The organism is Pseudomonas pharyngis, from assembly GCF_021602345.1.
Taxonomy (GTDB): Bacteria; Pseudomonadota; Gammaproteobacteria; order Pseudomonadales; family Pseudomonadaceae; genus Aquipseudomonas; species Aquipseudomonas pharyngis.
The window spans coordinates 141453-157259 of the sequence record NZ_BQID01000008.1 but is presented as its reverse complement, the minus strand read 5'-3'; the positions used below and the strand labels follow the sequence as shown (position 1 = coordinate 157259).

Annotated in this window: 11 protein-coding genes; 7 read left to right on the top strand and 4 right to left on the bottom strand. The window is 59.1% G+C overall.

Annotated elements, in window-relative coordinates; genetic code table 11:
* Nucleotides 1-107: 107 nt before the first annotated feature.
* Complete coding sequence (locus L6D74_RS17795; RefSeq protein ID WP_064598467.1) at nt 108-1502, bottom strand: class II fumarate hydratase; 1395 nt, start codon at nt 1500-1502, stop codon at nt 108-110.
* Nucleotides 1503-1695: 193 nt separating this feature from the next.
* Between L6D74_RS17795 and L6D74_RS17790 the strand changes: the two genes are divergently transcribed.
* From L6D74_RS17790 to L6D74_RS17770, 5 genes are all read left to right on the top strand, one after another.
* Nucleotides 1696-2214 carry a DUF2059 domain-containing protein gene (locus tag L6D74_RS17790; protein WP_007950895.1) on the top strand — a complete coding sequence of 173 codons (519 nt, stop codon included), beginning with the start codon at nt 1696-1698 and terminating at the stop codon, nt 2212-2214.
* 12 nt (nt 2215-2226) lie between these two features.
* Nucleotides 2227-2526: a BolA family protein gene (locus tag L6D74_RS17785; RefSeq protein ID WP_007950896.1), complete on the top strand. Its 300-nt coding sequence runs from the start codon at nt 2227-2229 to the stop codon at nt 2524-2526.
* A gap of 117 nt (nt 2527-2643) precedes the next feature.
* Entirely contained in the window at nt 2644-3585 is a 942-nt protein-coding gene (trhO, locus tag L6D74_RS17780; protein ID WP_085647494.1) for an oxygen-dependent tRNA uridine(34) hydroxylase TrhO, read from the top strand.
* A gap of 35 nt (nt 3586-3620) precedes the next feature.
* The gene (locus L6D74_RS17775) at nt 3621-4223 is read left to right on the top strand and encodes a DsbA family protein (RefSeq protein ID WP_236190007.1); all 603 of its coding nucleotides are present in this window, start codon (nt 3621-3623) and stop codon (nt 4221-4223) included.
* Nucleotides 4216-6033, top strand: coding sequence for an ABC transporter ATP-binding protein (locus L6D74_RS17770; RefSeq protein WP_236189934.1), 1818 nt, complete (start codon nt 4216-4218; stop codon nt 6031-6033). The genes L6D74_RS17775 and L6D74_RS17770 overlap by 8 nt, the downstream gene beginning before the upstream one ends.
* 1 nt (nt 6034) lies before the next feature.
* Here L6D74_RS17770 and L6D74_RS17765 read toward each other — a convergent pair whose 3' ends face one another.
* A complete protein-coding gene (locus tag L6D74_RS17765; RefSeq protein ID WP_236189933.1) occupies nt 6035-10189 on the bottom strand; it encodes a hypothetical protein in 4155 nt (1384 codons plus the stop codon).
* 219 nt (nt 10190-10408) lie between these two features.
* Here L6D74_RS17765 and L6D74_RS17760 point away from each other — a divergent pair, with 219 nt between their 5' ends.
* Both L6D74_RS17760 and L6D74_RS17755 read left to right on the top strand, forming a co-directional pair.
* Nucleotides 10409-12871, top strand: coding sequence for an EAL domain-containing protein (locus L6D74_RS17760; protein ID WP_236189932.1), 2463 nt, complete (start codon nt 10409-10411; stop codon nt 12869-12871).
* Nucleotides 12872-12917: 46 nt separating this feature from the next.
* Nucleotides 12918-13712: an iron-containing redox enzyme family protein gene (locus L6D74_RS17755; protein ID WP_064598456.1), complete on the top strand. Its 795-nt coding sequence runs from the start codon at nt 12918-12920 to the stop codon at nt 13710-13712.
* 62 nt (nt 13713-13774) lie between these two features.
* Here the strand turns inward: L6D74_RS17755 and L6D74_RS17750 are convergent, their stop codons facing one another.
* Both L6D74_RS17750 and L6D74_RS17745 read right to left on the bottom strand, forming a co-directional pair.
* Nucleotides 13775-14701, bottom strand: a complete 927-nt coding sequence (locus L6D74_RS17750; RefSeq protein ID WP_074688038.1) for a GGDEF domain-containing protein — start codon at nt 14699-14701, stop codon at nt 13775-13777.
* A 362-nt stretch (nt 14702-15063) separates the two neighbouring features.
* Nucleotides 15064-15804: a YciK family oxidoreductase gene (locus tag L6D74_RS17745; RefSeq protein ID WP_039770568.1), complete on the bottom strand. Its 741-nt coding sequence runs from the start codon at nt 15802-15804 to the stop codon at nt 15064-15066.
* Between the last annotated feature and the right edge of the window lie 3 nt (nt 15805-15807).

Here is a 15807-nt window from a genome sequence, read left to right as displayed (position 1 = left end):
CGCGAGCAAGCCCGCTCCCACTTTTAAACGCATTCCTCACAGGGGATCGCGGCTCAAATGTGGGAGCGGGCTTGCTCGCGAAGATTGACTTACAGACGCTGAAGATCTCAGCCCTTGGCACCGGCCTCGATCATGTTCTCCGGCCGCACCCAGGCATCGAACTCCTCATCAGTCAGGTAACCCAGCTCCAGCGCCGCTTCGCGCAGGGTCTTGCCTTCGCTGTAAGCCTTCTTGGCGATTTCCGCCGACTTGTCGTAGCCGATGTGCGGGTTCAGCGCCGTCACCAGCATCAGGCCACGTTCCAGATGGTTCGCCATGACTTCGGCGTCCGGCTCAAGGCCGGCAATGCAGTGCTGCTGGAAGTTGCTGCAGCCATCGGCCAGCAGGCGGATCGATTGCAGCAGGTTGTGAATGATCACCGGTTTGAACACGTTCAGTTGCAGGTGACCCTGGCTGGCGGCGATGCCGATCGCCACGTCGTTGCCAAGCACCTGACAGGCGAGCATCGACAACGCCTCGCACTGGGTCGGGTTGACCTTGCCGGGCATGATCGAGCTACCCGGTTCGTTGGCCGGCAGGCGCACTTCGGCAAAACCTGCGCGTGGGCCGGAACCCAGCAGGCGCAGGTCGTTGGCGATTTTCATCAGCGCCACGGCGAGGGTTTTCAGGGCACCGGACAGCGTGGTCAGTGGCTCATGGCCGGCGAGGGCGGCAAACTTGTTCGGCGCGGTGACGAACGGCAGGCCGGACAACGCCGCCAGTTCAGCGGCAATCGCTTCGCCGAAGCCGTGGGGCGAGTTGAGTCCGGTGCCGACGGCAGTGCCGCCCTGCGCCAGTTCGCAGACCGCCGGCAACGCCGCGCGAATCGCCCGTTCGGCGTAATCCAGCTGCGCTATGAAGCCGGAGAGCTCCTGGCCGAAGGTGATTGGCGTGGCGTCCATCATGTGGGTGCGGCCGGTCTTGACCAGTTTCATGTGCCGCGCCGACAGCTCGGCCAGGCCACCTGAGAGCTCGGCGATGGCCGGCAGCAGTTGGCCCTGCACCGCTTGCGCGGTGGCGATGCTCATGGCCGTGGGGAAGCAGTCGTTGGAGCTCTGCGAGCGGTTGACGTGATCGTTGGGGTGCACCGGCGTCTTGCCGCCGCGTGGGTTGCCGGCCAGTTCGTTGGCGCGGCCGGCGATCACTTCGTTGGCGTTCATGTTGCTTTGCGTGCCGCTGCCGGTCTGCCAGACCACCAGCGGAAACTGGTCGTCGTGCTGGCCGTCGAGCACTTCGTCGGCAGCCTGTTCGATCAGGCGGGCGATGTCGGCAGGCAGGTCGCCGTTGCGGTCGTTGACCCGGGCCGCGGCTTTCTTGATCAGGGCCAGGGCGTGCAGTACCGGCAATGGCATGCGTTCCTGACCGATGGCGAAGTTGATCAGCGAGCGTTGCGTCTGAGCGCCCCAGTAAGCGTCGTCCGGGACCTCGATCTGGCCCAGGCTGTCGGTTTCGATACGGCTCATCGTGCACACTCCTGTTGGTCTGTTTGCGCAGTTTAGGCCGGTGTCGGCCCGGGTGGTTCCATCCGGTCGATTGTTGACCGGCAAATCCCCGCCAATCAAGCGCGGCAAGGGCCGGGGGTTGAGCCGCAGCGTTATTCAGGCGCAGAATGGTCGCCCTTGGGGTTTTACCTCGCCTAGCTGAAAAGGAAACTCGATGACTCGTCTTCGTGCCATCTGTACCGCGGTTGCCCTGGTCTGCGCCAGCGGCCAGGTGCTTGCCGATACCGCCAGCCACAACGCCAGTGCCGAAGCTTTCCTGACCCTGGCACACGCTGACAAGCTGGGCACTCCGGTGTACATGCAGGTTCAGCAGATGTTCGCCCAGCGTTTTGAACAGACCAAGGCGCCGGAATCCAAGAAAGCCGTACTGGATACCTACCAGGCCAAGGCCAACGCCGCTCTGGACCAGGCCATTGGCTGGAACAAGCTGAAGCCGGACATGGTCAAGCTCTACACCAGCAACTTCAGCGAATCCGAGCTGAAAGACCTGGTTGCGTTCTACCAGTCGCCACTGGGCAAGAAAGTCCTGGAAAAAATGCCGCAATTGACCCAGCAATCGGCCCAGATGACCCAGGCCAAACTGGAAAGCGCCGTACCGGTGGTCAACAAGCTGCTGGACGACATGACCAACGAGCTGGCTCCGAAAGGCGCGGCTCCGGCCAAGAAGAAGTAAGCGGAGTTCGTGATGACCATGCAACAACGCATCGAATCGACGCTGGCGCTGCTTCAGCCTGAGCATCTGCAAGTGCTGGACGAAAGCCACATGCACAGTCGCGGGTTGCAGACCCACTTCAAGGCAGTGGTGGTCAGTGCGCAGTTCGAAGGCCTGAACCGGGTCAAGCGCCACCAGAAAGTCTACGGCACGCTCGGCGAGCTGATGGGCGAGTTCCATGCGTTGGCGCTGCACACCTACACCCCGCAGGAATGGGCAGAGACAGGCGTCGCTCCGGCGTCGCCGACCTGTGCCGGCGGCAGCAAGCATTGAGCCTTGCAGCAATGAACTGAGGTTTTTTGCTAGAATCCGCAACGCGCCGCTGACCCGGCGCGTTTTTTTTCGCATCCGGTTCACCCTTTACGAGGGTAGCCACCTGGAGAAATACCCATGACACAACCGATTGTCGTGGCGGCACTGTACAAGTTCGTCACCCTTGAAGATTACGTCAACCTGCGCGAGCCCCTGCTGCAAGCGATGGTCGACAACGGCATCAAAGGCACCCTGCTGATCGCCGAAGAAGGCATCAACGGCACGGTTTCCGGCAGCCGTGAAGGCATCGACGGCCTGCTGGCCTGGCTGCGCAACGATCCGCGCATGGTCGATATCGATCACAAGGAATCGTACTGCGACGAGCAGCCGTTCTATCGCACCAAGGTCAAGCTCAAGAAAGAGATCGTGACCCTGGGTGTCGAAGGCGTCGACCCAAACAAGAAGGTCGGCACCTACGTCGAGCCCAAGGACTGGAATGCGCTGATCAGCGACCCGGAAGTGCTGCTGATCGACACCCGCAACGATTACGAAGTCTCGATCGGCACCTTCGAAGGCGCCATCGATCCGAAAACCACCAGTTTTCGCGAATTCCCCGACTACATCAAAGAACACTTCGATCCGGCCGTGCACAAGAAGGTCGCGATGTTCTGCACCGGCGGCATTCGCTGCGAAAAAGCCTCGAGCTACATGCTCGGCGAAGGTTTCGAAGAGGTTTACCACCTCAAGGGCGGGATCCTGAAGTACCTCGAAGAGGTGCCGCAGGAAGAAACCAAATGGCAGGGCGACTGCTTCGTCTTCGACAACCGTGTGACCGTGCGCCATGACCTGAGCGAAGGCGACTACGATCAGTGCCACGCCTGCCGCACCCCGGTCAGCGTTGAAGATCGCGCCTCCGAGCATTACGTGGCCGGCATCAGTTGCCCGCACTGCTGGGACAGCCTGAGCGAGAAGACCCGTCGCAGCGCCATCGACCGCCAGAAACAGATCGAACTGGCAAAAGCGCGCAACATGCCGCACCCGATCGGCTACAACTATAAGCAAGCATCCACCGAGGCTTAATCATGTCTGCACGCCTGCTCTATGTGATGGATCCGATGTGTTCGTGGTGCTGGGGATTTGCCCCGGTCGCCAAGGCATTGGTGGAGCAGGCGCAGGCAGCCGGGGTGGAACTGCACCTGATGGTCGGCGGGTTGCGCACCGGCAGTGGAGCGGCGCTGGAACCGACCACCCGGCGCTACATTCTCGAACACTGGCAGGCGGTCACCGAGGCCACCGGCCAGCCGTTCAAATTTGAAGGCGCATTGCCGGACGGTTTTGTCTACGATACCGAGCCTGCCTGCCGGGCCATCGTCACCGCGCGCAGCCTGGCGCCGGATTGCGCGTGGAAACTGGTCGGGTTGATCCAGCACGCGTTTTACGCCGAAGGTCGCGATGTCACTCAGGCCAGCGTTCTGGTGGAGCTGGCCGAGAAGGCCGGTGTCCCGCGCATTGAATTTGCTGCCCTGTTTGATCATGCCGATCAGCACAAGGCGACCCAGGCCGATTTCAGTTGGGTTCAGGATCTGGGCATCGCCGGATTCCCGACCCTGCTCGCCGAGCGCAACGGCCAACTGGCGTTGCTGACCAACGGCTACCAGCCGCTCAGTGAACTGTCACCGTTGCTCGGTCGATGGCTGGAGCGCGCGGCCTGTGTCTGACCCGGCCGATGACACGCCAGCCGTCAAGCGTGTCGACCGGCTGAGCTGGGCTGAAGTCCGGCGATTGGCACTTCATCACAAAAAATCCCTGTGGATTGCCAACGGCGTGGCCGTACTGGCGACGCTGTGCAGCGTGCCGATTCCGTTGCTGCTGCCGTTGCTGGTGGACGAAGTCCTGCTCGGCCATGGCGATGCTGCGCTGAAAGTCATGAACCACGTGCTGCCCTCAATGTGGCAGCAAGCGGCGGGCTACATCGGCCTGATGCTGGTGGTGACGCTGACCCTGCGCTGCAGCGCCCTGTGTTTTGGCGTGTTGCAGGCGCGATTGTTTGCGCGGCTGGCCAAGGACATCGTTTATCGCATTCGCGTGCGTTTGATTGAACGACTCAAACGGATTTCCCTCGGCGAATACGAAAGCCTGGGCAGCGGCACGGTCACCACGCACCTGGTCACCGACCTCGACACCCTCGACAAGTTTGTCGGCGAAACCCTCAGCCGTTTTCTGGTGGCGATGCTGACCCTGGTCGGTACCGCCAGCATTCTGATGTGGATGCACTGGAAACTGGCGCTGCTGATCCTGCTGTTCAACCCGCTGGTGATCTACGCCACGGTGCAGTTGGGCAAACGGGTCAAGCATCTGAAGAAACTGGAGAACGACAGCACCTCGCGCTTCACTCAGGCGCTGAGCGAAACCCTCGATGCAATCCAGGAAGTGCGCGCTGGCAACCGGCAGGGCTTCTTCCTTGGGCGCCTTGGATTGCGCGCGCAGGAAGTGCGCAACTACGCGGTCAATTCGCAGTGGAAGACTGACGCTTCGAACCGCGCCAGTGGCCTGCTGTTCCAGTTCGGTATCGACATCTTCCGCGCAGCGGCCATGTTGACGGTGTTGTTCTCCGACTTGTCGATCGGTCAGATGCTCGCGGTGTTCAGCTACCTGTGGTTCATGATCGGCCCGGTCGAACAACTGCTGAACCTGCAATACGCCTACTACGCGGCAGGCGGTGCGCTGTCGCGGATCAACGAACTGCTGGCCCGCGCCGACGAGCCGCAATACCCCGGCGGCGTCGACCCGTTCAAGGGCCGCGATACCGTAGGGATTCAGGTGCAGGGTTTGAGCTTCGGTTACGGTGACGAACTGGTGCTGGATCAGTTGAACCTGTCTATCGCGCCGGGCGAGAAAGTAGCGATTGTCGGCGCCAGCGGCGGTGGCAAAAGCACCCTCGTGCAATTGCTCCTGGGTCTGTACACACCGCTGGCCGGCACCATTCGTTTTGGTGGATCGACCCAACAGGAAATCGGCCTGGAAACGGTTCGGGAGAACGTCGCGGTGGTGCTGCAGCATCCGGCGCTGTTCAACGACACCGTACGCGCCAATTTGACCATGGGCCGCACACGCAGCGACGAAGCCTGCTGGCAGGCACTGGAAATCGCTCAGCTTGAACCCACCATCCGCGCCTTGTCGGACGGCCTGGACAGCATCGTCGGCCGCTCCGGCGTGCGCCTGTCCGGTGGTCAGCGGCAACGGCTGGCCATCGCGCGGATGATCCTCGCCGAGCCGAAAGTGGTGATCCTCGACGAGGCGACGTCAGCCCTCGACGCCGCCACCGAATACAACCTGCACCAGGCCATGGCGCGCTTCCTCCATGGCCGCACCACACTGATCATCGCCCACCGCCTGTCAGCGGTGAAGCAGGCGGACCGGGTGCTGGTGTTCGACGGCGGGCAAGTGGCCGAGGATGGCGACCATCAGCAACTGATTGCCGATGGTGGTTTGTACGCCAAGCTGTATGGGCATTTGCAGCGACTGTAGGTCAATTCCATAGCACTTCCAGTGCGTTGGCCGTGCCGTCGTAGCCAAACTCTTTGACGATCACCGAGCAACTGGTGCATGGGGGCATGGTCGTGGCCACATCGACCGAAGCGATCATGTGGTTTTCGGGATATTTCTGGCGAAGCACGTTGATCAGTTTGGCCTCGCTGTCCAGAGAGGTCGGCCGGCGGGTCAGTGCAGGTGTGTAGGTGTCGATGTCTTTTATTGTAGGGGGGATCGCCACCAATCGCCCTTCGCTTGAGACTTCCAGCGAGGTTCTGTTGAAGGTCTGGCCGAAATCGATGTTGAAGTAGGTGGTGTCGCCGACAATCACTTTATCCGGAGCGAATGGAGGCTTGAACAGCGGCAGTTCACCAGTCAGTCCTTGCGCGCCGGAAACGCTGACATACACCTCCCGCTTGCCGGTCGATGTCACGATGTCGGCGTAGGCGATGTTACGTGGGTTCTGGCCCTGGAAATGAGGCGGGAGCATCGCTTGAAGCTTGTCCATTGTCCGATTGATTTTCAGGTCGGCGCTTTGTTGGACATTGATGGTTTTCTCGGTAAACAGCGTATCGAAGATGTCGGCGGCTCGTTGGCGAAACGTATCCGAAGCGTCTCGGCTGCGTGACCAGGATGCAGCACCATCCGGAAGCCGGCTGACGATCATGCGCGTGGAATGATCGAACAACACCGCCTCTCCGGGAGAGGTGTCGACTTTAAGCAGTTTGAGCGTGTCGGGCGGGTTCTTATGGCCGCCAATGCGAATGGCAATATTCTCCATGGTTGCGAGGGCGCGTTCTACGGTTGGAATACCGTAGATTCTCGCCATGTTGTTGGCATGGAGCGATCCGGTGTAGACCTTCATCAGTTCAGCCTTCAGATCGGCAGGCAGGCTGGTGGCCTTGCGCAGCGTCAAAGAGCTGGAGATGCCTTGTCCCTTGGGTAATTCCGCAATGTAGAAGGCTCCGGCGCCCAGTCGGGTGAACACATAGTGCCTTGAGTCGTCGATGGCGGGGACGATGATTGCGCCGGCCTCGAAGGTGTCGAACCGATTCCGGGTGCCGACGGGAATATCCACTCTGATTCTTCCGTAAATCCCTTTTTGAAACGCTATCGTCGCCGGGAGTCTGCTTTTCTTTTTCAGGGTCTTGAGCAGCATCGCTCGATCCGGAACGGCCGGGGTATAAATGCAGTCCCCGAACCAGGGTGCCCAGTCTTTATCGGTGTCGTAAGTCCCGCTGGCTGGCGTGGACGCCGGATCGCGGGTGACATAGCTCGTTTTGCATGCATCTGAACCCGGCATGCGCCGCACTCGGCAAGGTATGGTTTTGAACATCGATTGATCATCGATCAGGTCAGCGCGTCGCAGATGACCGCCGTCCAGGCGATAAGGGATGTCATCAATCAGCAGCGTGGTTCGTCCATCGACTTCTAGCATTTCATGGATACGGGCGTTCTCCGGCACTTGCGTCAGGGCATGGGATTCGGTTGGCGGCAGCAACTGGTAACTGGATCTGCCCTGGATGAGGTTTCTGCTGTCATTGCGCAGGCGCGGGCCATAGGGCAGCGAGGTCACCGGGTCGACCAGATGCAGTCGTTTCGGATCCGAAGGACTTGCAGGGCGAACGAGTACGTCATCGATGCCGTTGACCGTTGCCAGCTCGTCAGTACTTGTCAGCGGCTTCCAGCGCCCGGGGTCGATAGCCTGTGGCAACTGGTCGGCTAGTTGATAGCCGTCGGCCTTTCCCGTCAACTTTTTGATACCTCCAAGCGTTGCCCGACCACCGGCGAGCAATCCTCTTCCTGCGCCGCTCAACAGTCCTTTGAGTAGCGTCGGTATGCCATCCAGTGGGTTCAGGTTTTTTATTGAGGAGGTCAGGAGCTTGCCGGTCAGTGCCGAGAAAGAAGGCAGGCTGGCCTTGACGACTATATTCGAAGCGCCGCTCGCGGCTCTGGCCAGTCGTACCGAGCCGGACAGAAATTTACCCATAGGGAAGAGAAAGGATGCCAGATCCACCAGGAGCCCTACGCCGCCCATGATTTTTTTCGTGATATCACCCGACATGAGATCGTCGATGCTGCCCCAGAAAGGCACGAATCCTTTGACGATATTTTCAAGCACCTCCAGTCGTTTCTCTATTTTGGCCCTGATTTTGTCGAACGCGGTCATACCCCGGGCCTGGAGGCGCAGTTCTTTTTCATCGACGTACAAATGATTGGTTGCGATGAGGTGAGCCACTTCTTTCAGTCTGCTTGCAAGGTCTGTCGCTTCACTGGCGGGCGTTGAGTCGGGGAGTACCGCAGCTTTCACCCGACCCACTGTATCGAGGATTCCTATGCAGGACTGCTTGTCAGCGGGTGCCCTGCCGTGGACATGGGCGGTACTGTCGAGAAGCAACGAGGTACTGATGTCGCGTTCGGGTGAATAGGTTTGTCCGGGGATCGAGGCATGTAGCGGGTATTCTTCGCGAACGCCGTTGATCGTCGAAAATCTCAGAGTGGTTCTGGGGCGAATGATGCCGGCGCTCGGGATGAGTTCGTAATAGACGATGTCATCGCCGTGGGTCACCTTCAGAACGTAACCCTTGCGAGCCTTGAGGTCTGCCCACTCTTCGCCTTGCTTGATGCGCTGGCGTAACCTCAGCACGTCAATGTCACCCTGGGCCAGAATCCGGCGTTCAGGAAGTGTCAGAGAGGCCAGCATGCTGGCAATCAGGGTTTCGAAAGCCTGCCTGATGATCGTCAGGTAGTCCTTGAAGGCCGTTTCGAATTTGGCGTTGATGTCGGGTAGTGTCCCGCCCGCCCATTCGGGAGCGTGGTGTGAGGTCCGTTGATAATCGCCTTCTGAATTCATGCGTTCGGAATAGAGCACTCGCCGATCGTCAATCCTGAGCGTTATAACGCTTCGTGTCTTGCCATCGGACTGGGTGACGACCCATCTTTTTCCTTCTTTGATCTGACCATCCGCATAGAGGTCGAGGAAATCGTGTCCCGGCAGCTTCAATGTCGGTGTGGATCGGGATCCTATATAACGTGTGTCCTCTGGCAGCAGCTTGCGTCCGTCCTGCTCGAAAAAATGACTGCCAAGTACGATGTTTTTGAACTCTCGGGTCATTTTCAGCCGTTCGGGAAGCGGGATGTTCAGATTCATCACCGCTTTGTTCAGGCTCTCGTTCTGGCTGTCCAACGCTGCCATTGCCCGTTTGATGTCCTCTTCGTCGTAGTCGGACTCCGTTCGCGATTGGACAATGCCCATGCAAACCGCCCACTCCAGCGCGGGACCCATCCTCAGTTTTGTTATTTGCTCAAGTTGCTCGGGAGTGGCGCTGGCACTCCGTACCAGAGGCAGGTCGACGAGCTGTTGAAAAGACAGCAATTGCGACCGGTTCAAGTCAAGCGCTTCGGCCAGTAGCACACCATGCATGAAATTGACCCATACGGCCGAGCTCTTGTAACGCAACTCGGGAGGGATGTCGGGCACAGAGAAATCTTTCGAGAGTCGGGTCTGGAAGATTTGCGCCAGTATTATCGCCTCTTTGGTACTGCCCACCCGGCGAGTGTCCAGCAAGTGCTGTTCAAAATCATGGCGCAGGGCCTGGTAGCTTTTGCCCCAGAGGGCAGGAGCCCGCCAACTGAAACCGGCCAGTTCTTCCGGTGCTTCGGATGAAGGCGCAGCATTCAGGTATAGACAGATGGCTTTGCACATCAGTTGATGTCGGACGCTGTCCGGTGTCTGTTCGCCAGGCTGCGCGCCATACCACTTGAGCTTTTTCAGCAAGCGGACTGTCAGATCCTGTGAGTTGACAGAATTGAGTATTCGTTGAAGAAACACTGAGGGTGTCGCGCGTACTTCCTCGATGGTGGGCTCATGCAATACGTCGCCAGCCAGGCGACGGATCAGCATTGAGCTGGCACCCAAGAAGTCCTTTACGGTGCCGTAAATACGATCGTTGACACGCGTTGCCTTGTACATGTCGATGGTCATGGATTGGGCAAGTTCGGGCTTGGCGCGCAGAAGTGAGTTGAACCGTCTTCGATCCCGGGCGGTCGGTAGGGAAGTCAACGCTTCGATGTCCGGGCTTTCTCCCAGTCCCAGGGCTTGCCAGGCGCGCAGTTCTTCAGTTTCGGGTGCAGCTAAAAATGTCGATGTCATATCGCACTCCTTGTGTAAGTTTCCACGCTCAAAGCGTGAAACCTGAAGTGGCCATTAAATCGAGTCCTGAAACCGTGCTGGCTATACATATATATACAGAGCAAGCCTGTACTGCACTGAGGCTGATCCGCCGCTTGCCGGAAACGGGTTCGCCTCCTAGTCTTTGGAGGTTGGTCTGATAGAGACGGACAATCAGGCAGTGACCACGCAAGGAATCCCATGAAGCAAAAGCGGACTCTCGGAACGCCTCGGTTGCTGGGCATCGTCTGGCCATTTATCGCCGTCGTATTGTTTCAAGCCTTGCTGGGGGGCGTGAGCCTCTATGTCCTGTCGGCCGTTCGTGGTTATGTGGCGGGCGAGAGTCTCTGGTCCAAGGGCCAGAAAGACGCCATCTATTACCTCAATTTGTATGCCGATAGTCGTGACGAGGCGATTTACCTCAAATATCAGAACGCAATCGCCGTGCCTCAGGGCGGTCATCAGTTGCGTCTGGCACTGGACAGACAACCGCCCGATCTGCAATCGGCGCGCGAGGGCATCCTCAAGGGCGGCAACCACCCGGACGATGTTTCCAGCCTGATCTGGCTGTACCTGAATTTTCGTCACTTCAGTTATCTGGAAATCGCCATCGACCGCTGGACGCTGGGTGACGCCTATCTGGTGGAACTCGATGATGTCGCCCGGGAGATGCATCGGTCCATCATTGCCAATGCTGCCACCGAGGCGGATATCCGGCGCTGGAAGGACCGGATCTTTGCGATCAACGACGGCGTGACGCCCGCCGCCAAGGCTTTCAGTGATGCCTTGGGTGAAGGGTCGCGGGTGATCCTGCGTCTGTTGCTGTTCACCAACCTCGCCACGGCGCTGGGCCTGATCGTGCTGGCATTGCTGCGTACCCGCAAACTGCTCAAGCAGCGACATGCCTTCGCCGAGGCCTTGCAGCTGGAAAAGGATCGGGCTCATATCACGTTGCAATCGATTGGCGACGGGGTGATCACCACTGACGTGAGCGGGGCCATCGAATACATGAACCCGGCCGCCGAAGCCCTGACCCACTGGAAAGCCGAGCAGGCGGCCGGGTTGCCACTCGCGGCACTGTTCAATCTGCTGGACGACAACGCCCAGACCGAAGGACTGACCCTGATCGAGCATATTCTCAGCGGCCAGCTCAGCGGAGGCAGTGAACATTCCAAGCTGATCCAGCGGCTCGATGGCAGTACGGTGTCGGTGACCCTGGTCGGGGCACCGATCCGCAATTCCGACAAGGTCAGCGGCACCGTGCTGGTGCTGCATGACATGACCCAGGAGCGGCAATACATCGCCAATCTGTCGTGGCAGGCGACCCACGATGCACTGACCGGCCTGGCCAACCGCCGCGAGTTCGAATACCGCCTCGAACAGGCCCTGCATAACCTGACCCGGCAAGCTGGACGCCATGCGCTGATGTTCCTCGACCTCGACCAGTTCAAACTGGTCAATGACACCTGCGGGCACGCGGCCGGCGATGAATTGCTGCGGCATATCTGCGCGTTGCTGCAATCCGGCTTGCGCGAGGGCGACACCCTGGCGCGGCTGGGGGGGGACGAGTTCGGCATCCTGCTGGAGAACTGTCCCCCGGAGGCCGCCGAGAAGATCGCAGAGAGTTTGCGCCAGACCGTACAGAACCTGCATTTCGTCTGGAAGGGGCGACCGTTCCTGACCACGGTGAGCATTGGCCTGGTGCATGTGGCGCAGACGCCGACCACCCTCGAGGCCTCGCTGCGGGCTGCCGACATGGCCTGCTACATGGCCAAGGAAAAGGGCCGCAACCGGGTGCAGGTCTACCATGCCGACGACTCGGAGCTGTCCCTGCGGTTTGGCGAGATGGCCTGGGTACAGCGACTGCACATGGCCTTGGAAGAAAACCGCTTCTGTCTTTACGCCCAGGAGATTGCTCCGCTGAGTTCGATTGCCGGTGGTACGGGCGGACACATCGAGATTCTGCTGCGACTGCACGATGAGGCAGGCCGGATGATCCTGCCGGACAGTTTCATACCGGCGGCGGAACGTTACGGATTGATGACATCGCTGGATCGCTGGGTTGTGCAGAATGTATTTAAGGTTATTGCCCAATGTATTAACGATAAGTGTCAGGGTCCTCTGGCAATGTGTGCGATTAATCTTTCAGGCATTACTATCGGAGATGACGCGTTCTTGCACTTTCTGCGGGAACAGTTTGATAACTACGGCATACCGCCTGAAATGATTTGTTTTGAAATTACAGAAACCAGTGCCATTGCAAATCTGGGTAGTGCAATCAGATTTATCAATGAACTCAAAGGCTTGGGTTGTTACTTTTCCCTGGATGATTTTTGCGCCGGAATGTCTTCATTCGCTTATCTGAAACATTTGCCTGTAGACTTCCTGAAGATCGACGGGAGTTTCGTAAAGGATATGCTGGACGACCCGATTAACCGCGCTATGGTCGAAGTGATCAATCACATCGGGCATGTCATGGGTAAGCAGACAATTGCCGAGTTTGTCGAGACAGCGCAGATCGAGCAGGCATTGCTTGAAATCGGCGTGGATTACGCTCAGGGTTATGTTATTGAACGCCCGCAGTTGTTTACCTGTGACAGTTTGCAAAGTCGGCCCGCCAGACCGCAGCCGTTGTTGTTCAAGGCGCCTGGCACATTCCGTTGAAGTCTCTTGCCGATCCTTACAATCACAAATCAAAAGGAGCCGAACAGTGATCGACACATTCAACCGAACCGGACCACTCATGGAAGCTGCAAGTTATCCCGCCTGGGCGCAACAGTTGATCCAGGATTGCAGCGAGAGCAAACGCCGGGTTGTCGAACATGAACTTTATCTGCGCATGCGTGATAACAAGCTCAGCGCCAGAACCATGCGCCAGTACCTGATCGGGGGCTGGCCCGTCGTTGAGCAATTCGCGTTGTACATGGCGCAGAACCTGACCAAAACCAAATTCGCCCGCCACCCGGGCGAGGACATGGCGCGGCGCTGGCTGATGCGCAACATTCGCGTCGAACTCAATCATGCCGATTACTGGCTGCACTGGAGCCGGGCCCATGGGGTGAGCCTGGAAGATCTGCAGGCACAGCAAGTGCCACCGGAATTGCATGCCCTGAGCCACTGGTGCTGGCACACCAGTTCGGCGGATTCGCTGATCGTGGCCATCGCGGCCACCAACTACGCCATCGAAGGCGCGACTGGGGAGTGGTCGGCGCTGGTGTGTTCGACGGGGGTCTATGCCGCCGCTTTCCCTGAAGAAGATCGCAAACGGGCCATGAAGTGGCTGAAGATGCACGCTCAGTACGATGACGCCCACCCGTGGGAAGCGCTGGAGATCATCTGCACTCTCGCCGGGCTAAACCCGAGCAAAGCCTTGCAGGCGGAACTGCGACAGGCCATCTGCAAGAGTTACGACTACATGTACCTGTTCCTTGAGCGCTGCATGCAGCTTGAGCTGTCGGAGCGGGTGTTGGTCGGGCGTGAGCGTCGGGCGCTGGTCGAGAGCTGATTTGGGCGACACCCATAAAAAAACGGGAGCCTTGGCTCCCGTTTTTTGTTGGCGGAGAAAATCTAGCCTGCCATGGTCAGGCGATTGCGGCCTTCGCGCTTGGCGACATAGAGCGCGCTGTCGGCGCGACGCAACAGGCTGTCGGCGGATTCGCCCGGCAACAGGGTCGAGCAGCCGAGGCTCACGGTCAGTTCGATCAATTGATTATTGGCGTAGTAATCCTGGGTCTGCGCCGCCTGACGCAGGCGCTCGCCGACCATGGCGGCCGCATCGCGACCGGTGTTGGACAGCAGGATCAGAAATTCTTCCCCGCCATAACGGAACACCATGTCGACATTGCGCAACTGGCCCTTGATTGACGCGGCCACGGCTTTGAGGACGTCATCGCCGGCGCTGTGACCATGAAGGTCGTTGACCTGTTTGAAGTGGTCGATATCCAGCATCAGCACCGACAGTGGTTGCAGGTGCCGGCGCGACATTTCGATTTCTCGCAGCAACGTCTGCTCCATCGCAATGCGGTTACCGGCTCCGGTCAACGGATCACGCAGGGCGCTCTGAGTGGCGGCGCGGTAAAGCAATGCATTGCGCATCGGGTACAGCAGGGCCGACAGCAGTGACTCGAGATAACCCAGTTCCTGTTCGTTGAAGCGCTGGTTGCGGCGGAACACCAACTCACCCATATGCTCGCCTTCGTGGCTGAGGCTATAGCTCGCCGAATGGTGCCCGCGAGCACCGAACTCCAGGCGCAAGTCGCTGCCGTCGTGCACGTAGGTCAGGGCGTCCAGCGGCACCAGGCGCTGAACTTCGCGGAAAAACAGACCGAGGATGCGTTGAGGCTCAAGGCTGGTTTGCAGTTGCAGGCTCATGTGCTGGCGCAATTGCGCCAGGCTGACAGGTCGCGCCAGCAGGGGAGGCTGCTGACCAAAGCCCAGGCGTTGCAATTTGGCACTGTCGAAGTCAATTGCAGTGGTCTGGGAGGGTGATTTCATATGGCGTGAGCCCCTAAGCAGTAAGTCTGTCTTACAGGCTGGGTGAGAGCGGCTATGGGCTGCGCGTCATACTGGTCCATCAGTCCCGTAGGACATTTGGCGTAAGTCTAGTCTGCCCGATGACGATTAGTCAGCCATCGAATCAGGCCTTGCCCGACTGCTTTCACACGGCGTGCTTTGAGGACATGTAGAGCGAAAGTCGTGCCACACGGTTCATATTTTTTGAAAACTGTTAGGAATCAATAGCTTGAGATTTTTCAGTAAAGCGGGGTGGTGGTTATTTGACTGAGTTGGCGCTACTCAAAGCGGCAATTGCATGCCGCGACGGGATTCCGCCACGGCAACAATTGCGACGTATGGCATTACTGGGCGTTGAAGGCCTGGCCATTGATACCCGTGCTATCCGGGCCCATCAGGTACAAATAGACCGGCATGATCTCTTCCGGTGTCGGGTTGTTCAGCGGGTTCTCACCGGGGTACGCCTGTGCGCGCATGCTCGTGCGGGTGCCGCCCGGATTGATGCTGTTTGAGCGTACCGGCGCCACGCCGTCGATTTCATCGGCCAGAGTCTGCATCAGCCCTTCAGTGGCGAACTTCGACACGCCATAGGCGCCCCAGTAAGCACGGCCCTTGCGCCCGACGCTGCTGGAGGTGAACACCACCGAAGCATCCTGTGAAAGCTTGAGCAGCGGCAGCAGGGTGCTGGTCAGCATGAACATCGCGTTGACGTTGACCTGCATGACACGCATGAAGTTTTCACCGGACAACTGCTCGATCGGCGTGCGCGGGCCAATGATCGAGGCGTTGTGCAGCAGGCCGTCGAGGTGGCCGAACTCGGTCTCGATCATCGCCGCCAGCTCATCGTATTGATGGGGCAGGGCGGTTTCGAGGTTGAACGGGATCACGGCGGGCTGTGGATGGCCGGCTGCTTCGATCTCGTCATAGACCTGGGTCAGATTGGCTTCGGTCTTGCCCAGCAGCAGCACGGTCGCGCCGTGGGCGGCGTATGTCCTGGCGGCCGCCGCACCGATGCCACGACCGGCACCGGTGACCAGAATGACCCGATCCTTGAGCAATTCGGGGCGAGCGGTGTAATCAAACATAAA

Coding starts and splice junctions, on each gene's coding strand:
- L6D74_RS17795 (WP_064598467.1), bottom strand. CDS start 1,502: ATGAGCCGTATCGAAACCGACAGCCTGGGCCAGATCGAGGTCCCGGAC.
- L6D74_RS17790 (WP_007950895.1), top strand. CDS start 1,696: ATGACTCGTCTTCGTGCCATCTGTACCGCGGTTGCCCTGGTCTGCGCC.
- L6D74_RS17785 (WP_007950896.1), top strand. CDS start 2,227: ATGACCATGCAACAACGCATCGAATCGACGCTGGCGCTGCTTCAGCCT.
- trhO (WP_085647494.1), top strand. CDS start 2,644: ATGACACAACCGATTGTCGTGGCGGCACTGTACAAGTTCGTCACCCTT.
- L6D74_RS17775 (WP_236190007.1), top strand. CDS start 3,621: ATGTGTTCGTGGTGCTGGGGATTTGCCCCGGTCGCCAAGGCATTGGTG.
- L6D74_RS17765 (WP_236189933.1), bottom strand. CDS start 10,189: ATGACATCGACATTTTTAGCTGCACCCGAAACTGAAGAACTGCGCGCC.
- L6D74_RS17760 (WP_236189932.1), top strand. CDS start 10,409: ATGAAGCAAAAGCGGACTCTCGGAACGCCTCGGTTGCTGGGCATCGTC.
- L6D74_RS17750 (WP_074688038.1), bottom strand. CDS start 14,701: ATGAAATCACCCTCCCAGACCACTGCAATTGACTTCGACAGTGCCAAA.
- L6D74_RS17745 (WP_039770568.1), bottom strand. CDS start 15,804: ATGTTTGATTACACCGCTCGCCCCGAATTGCTCAAGGATCGGGTCATT.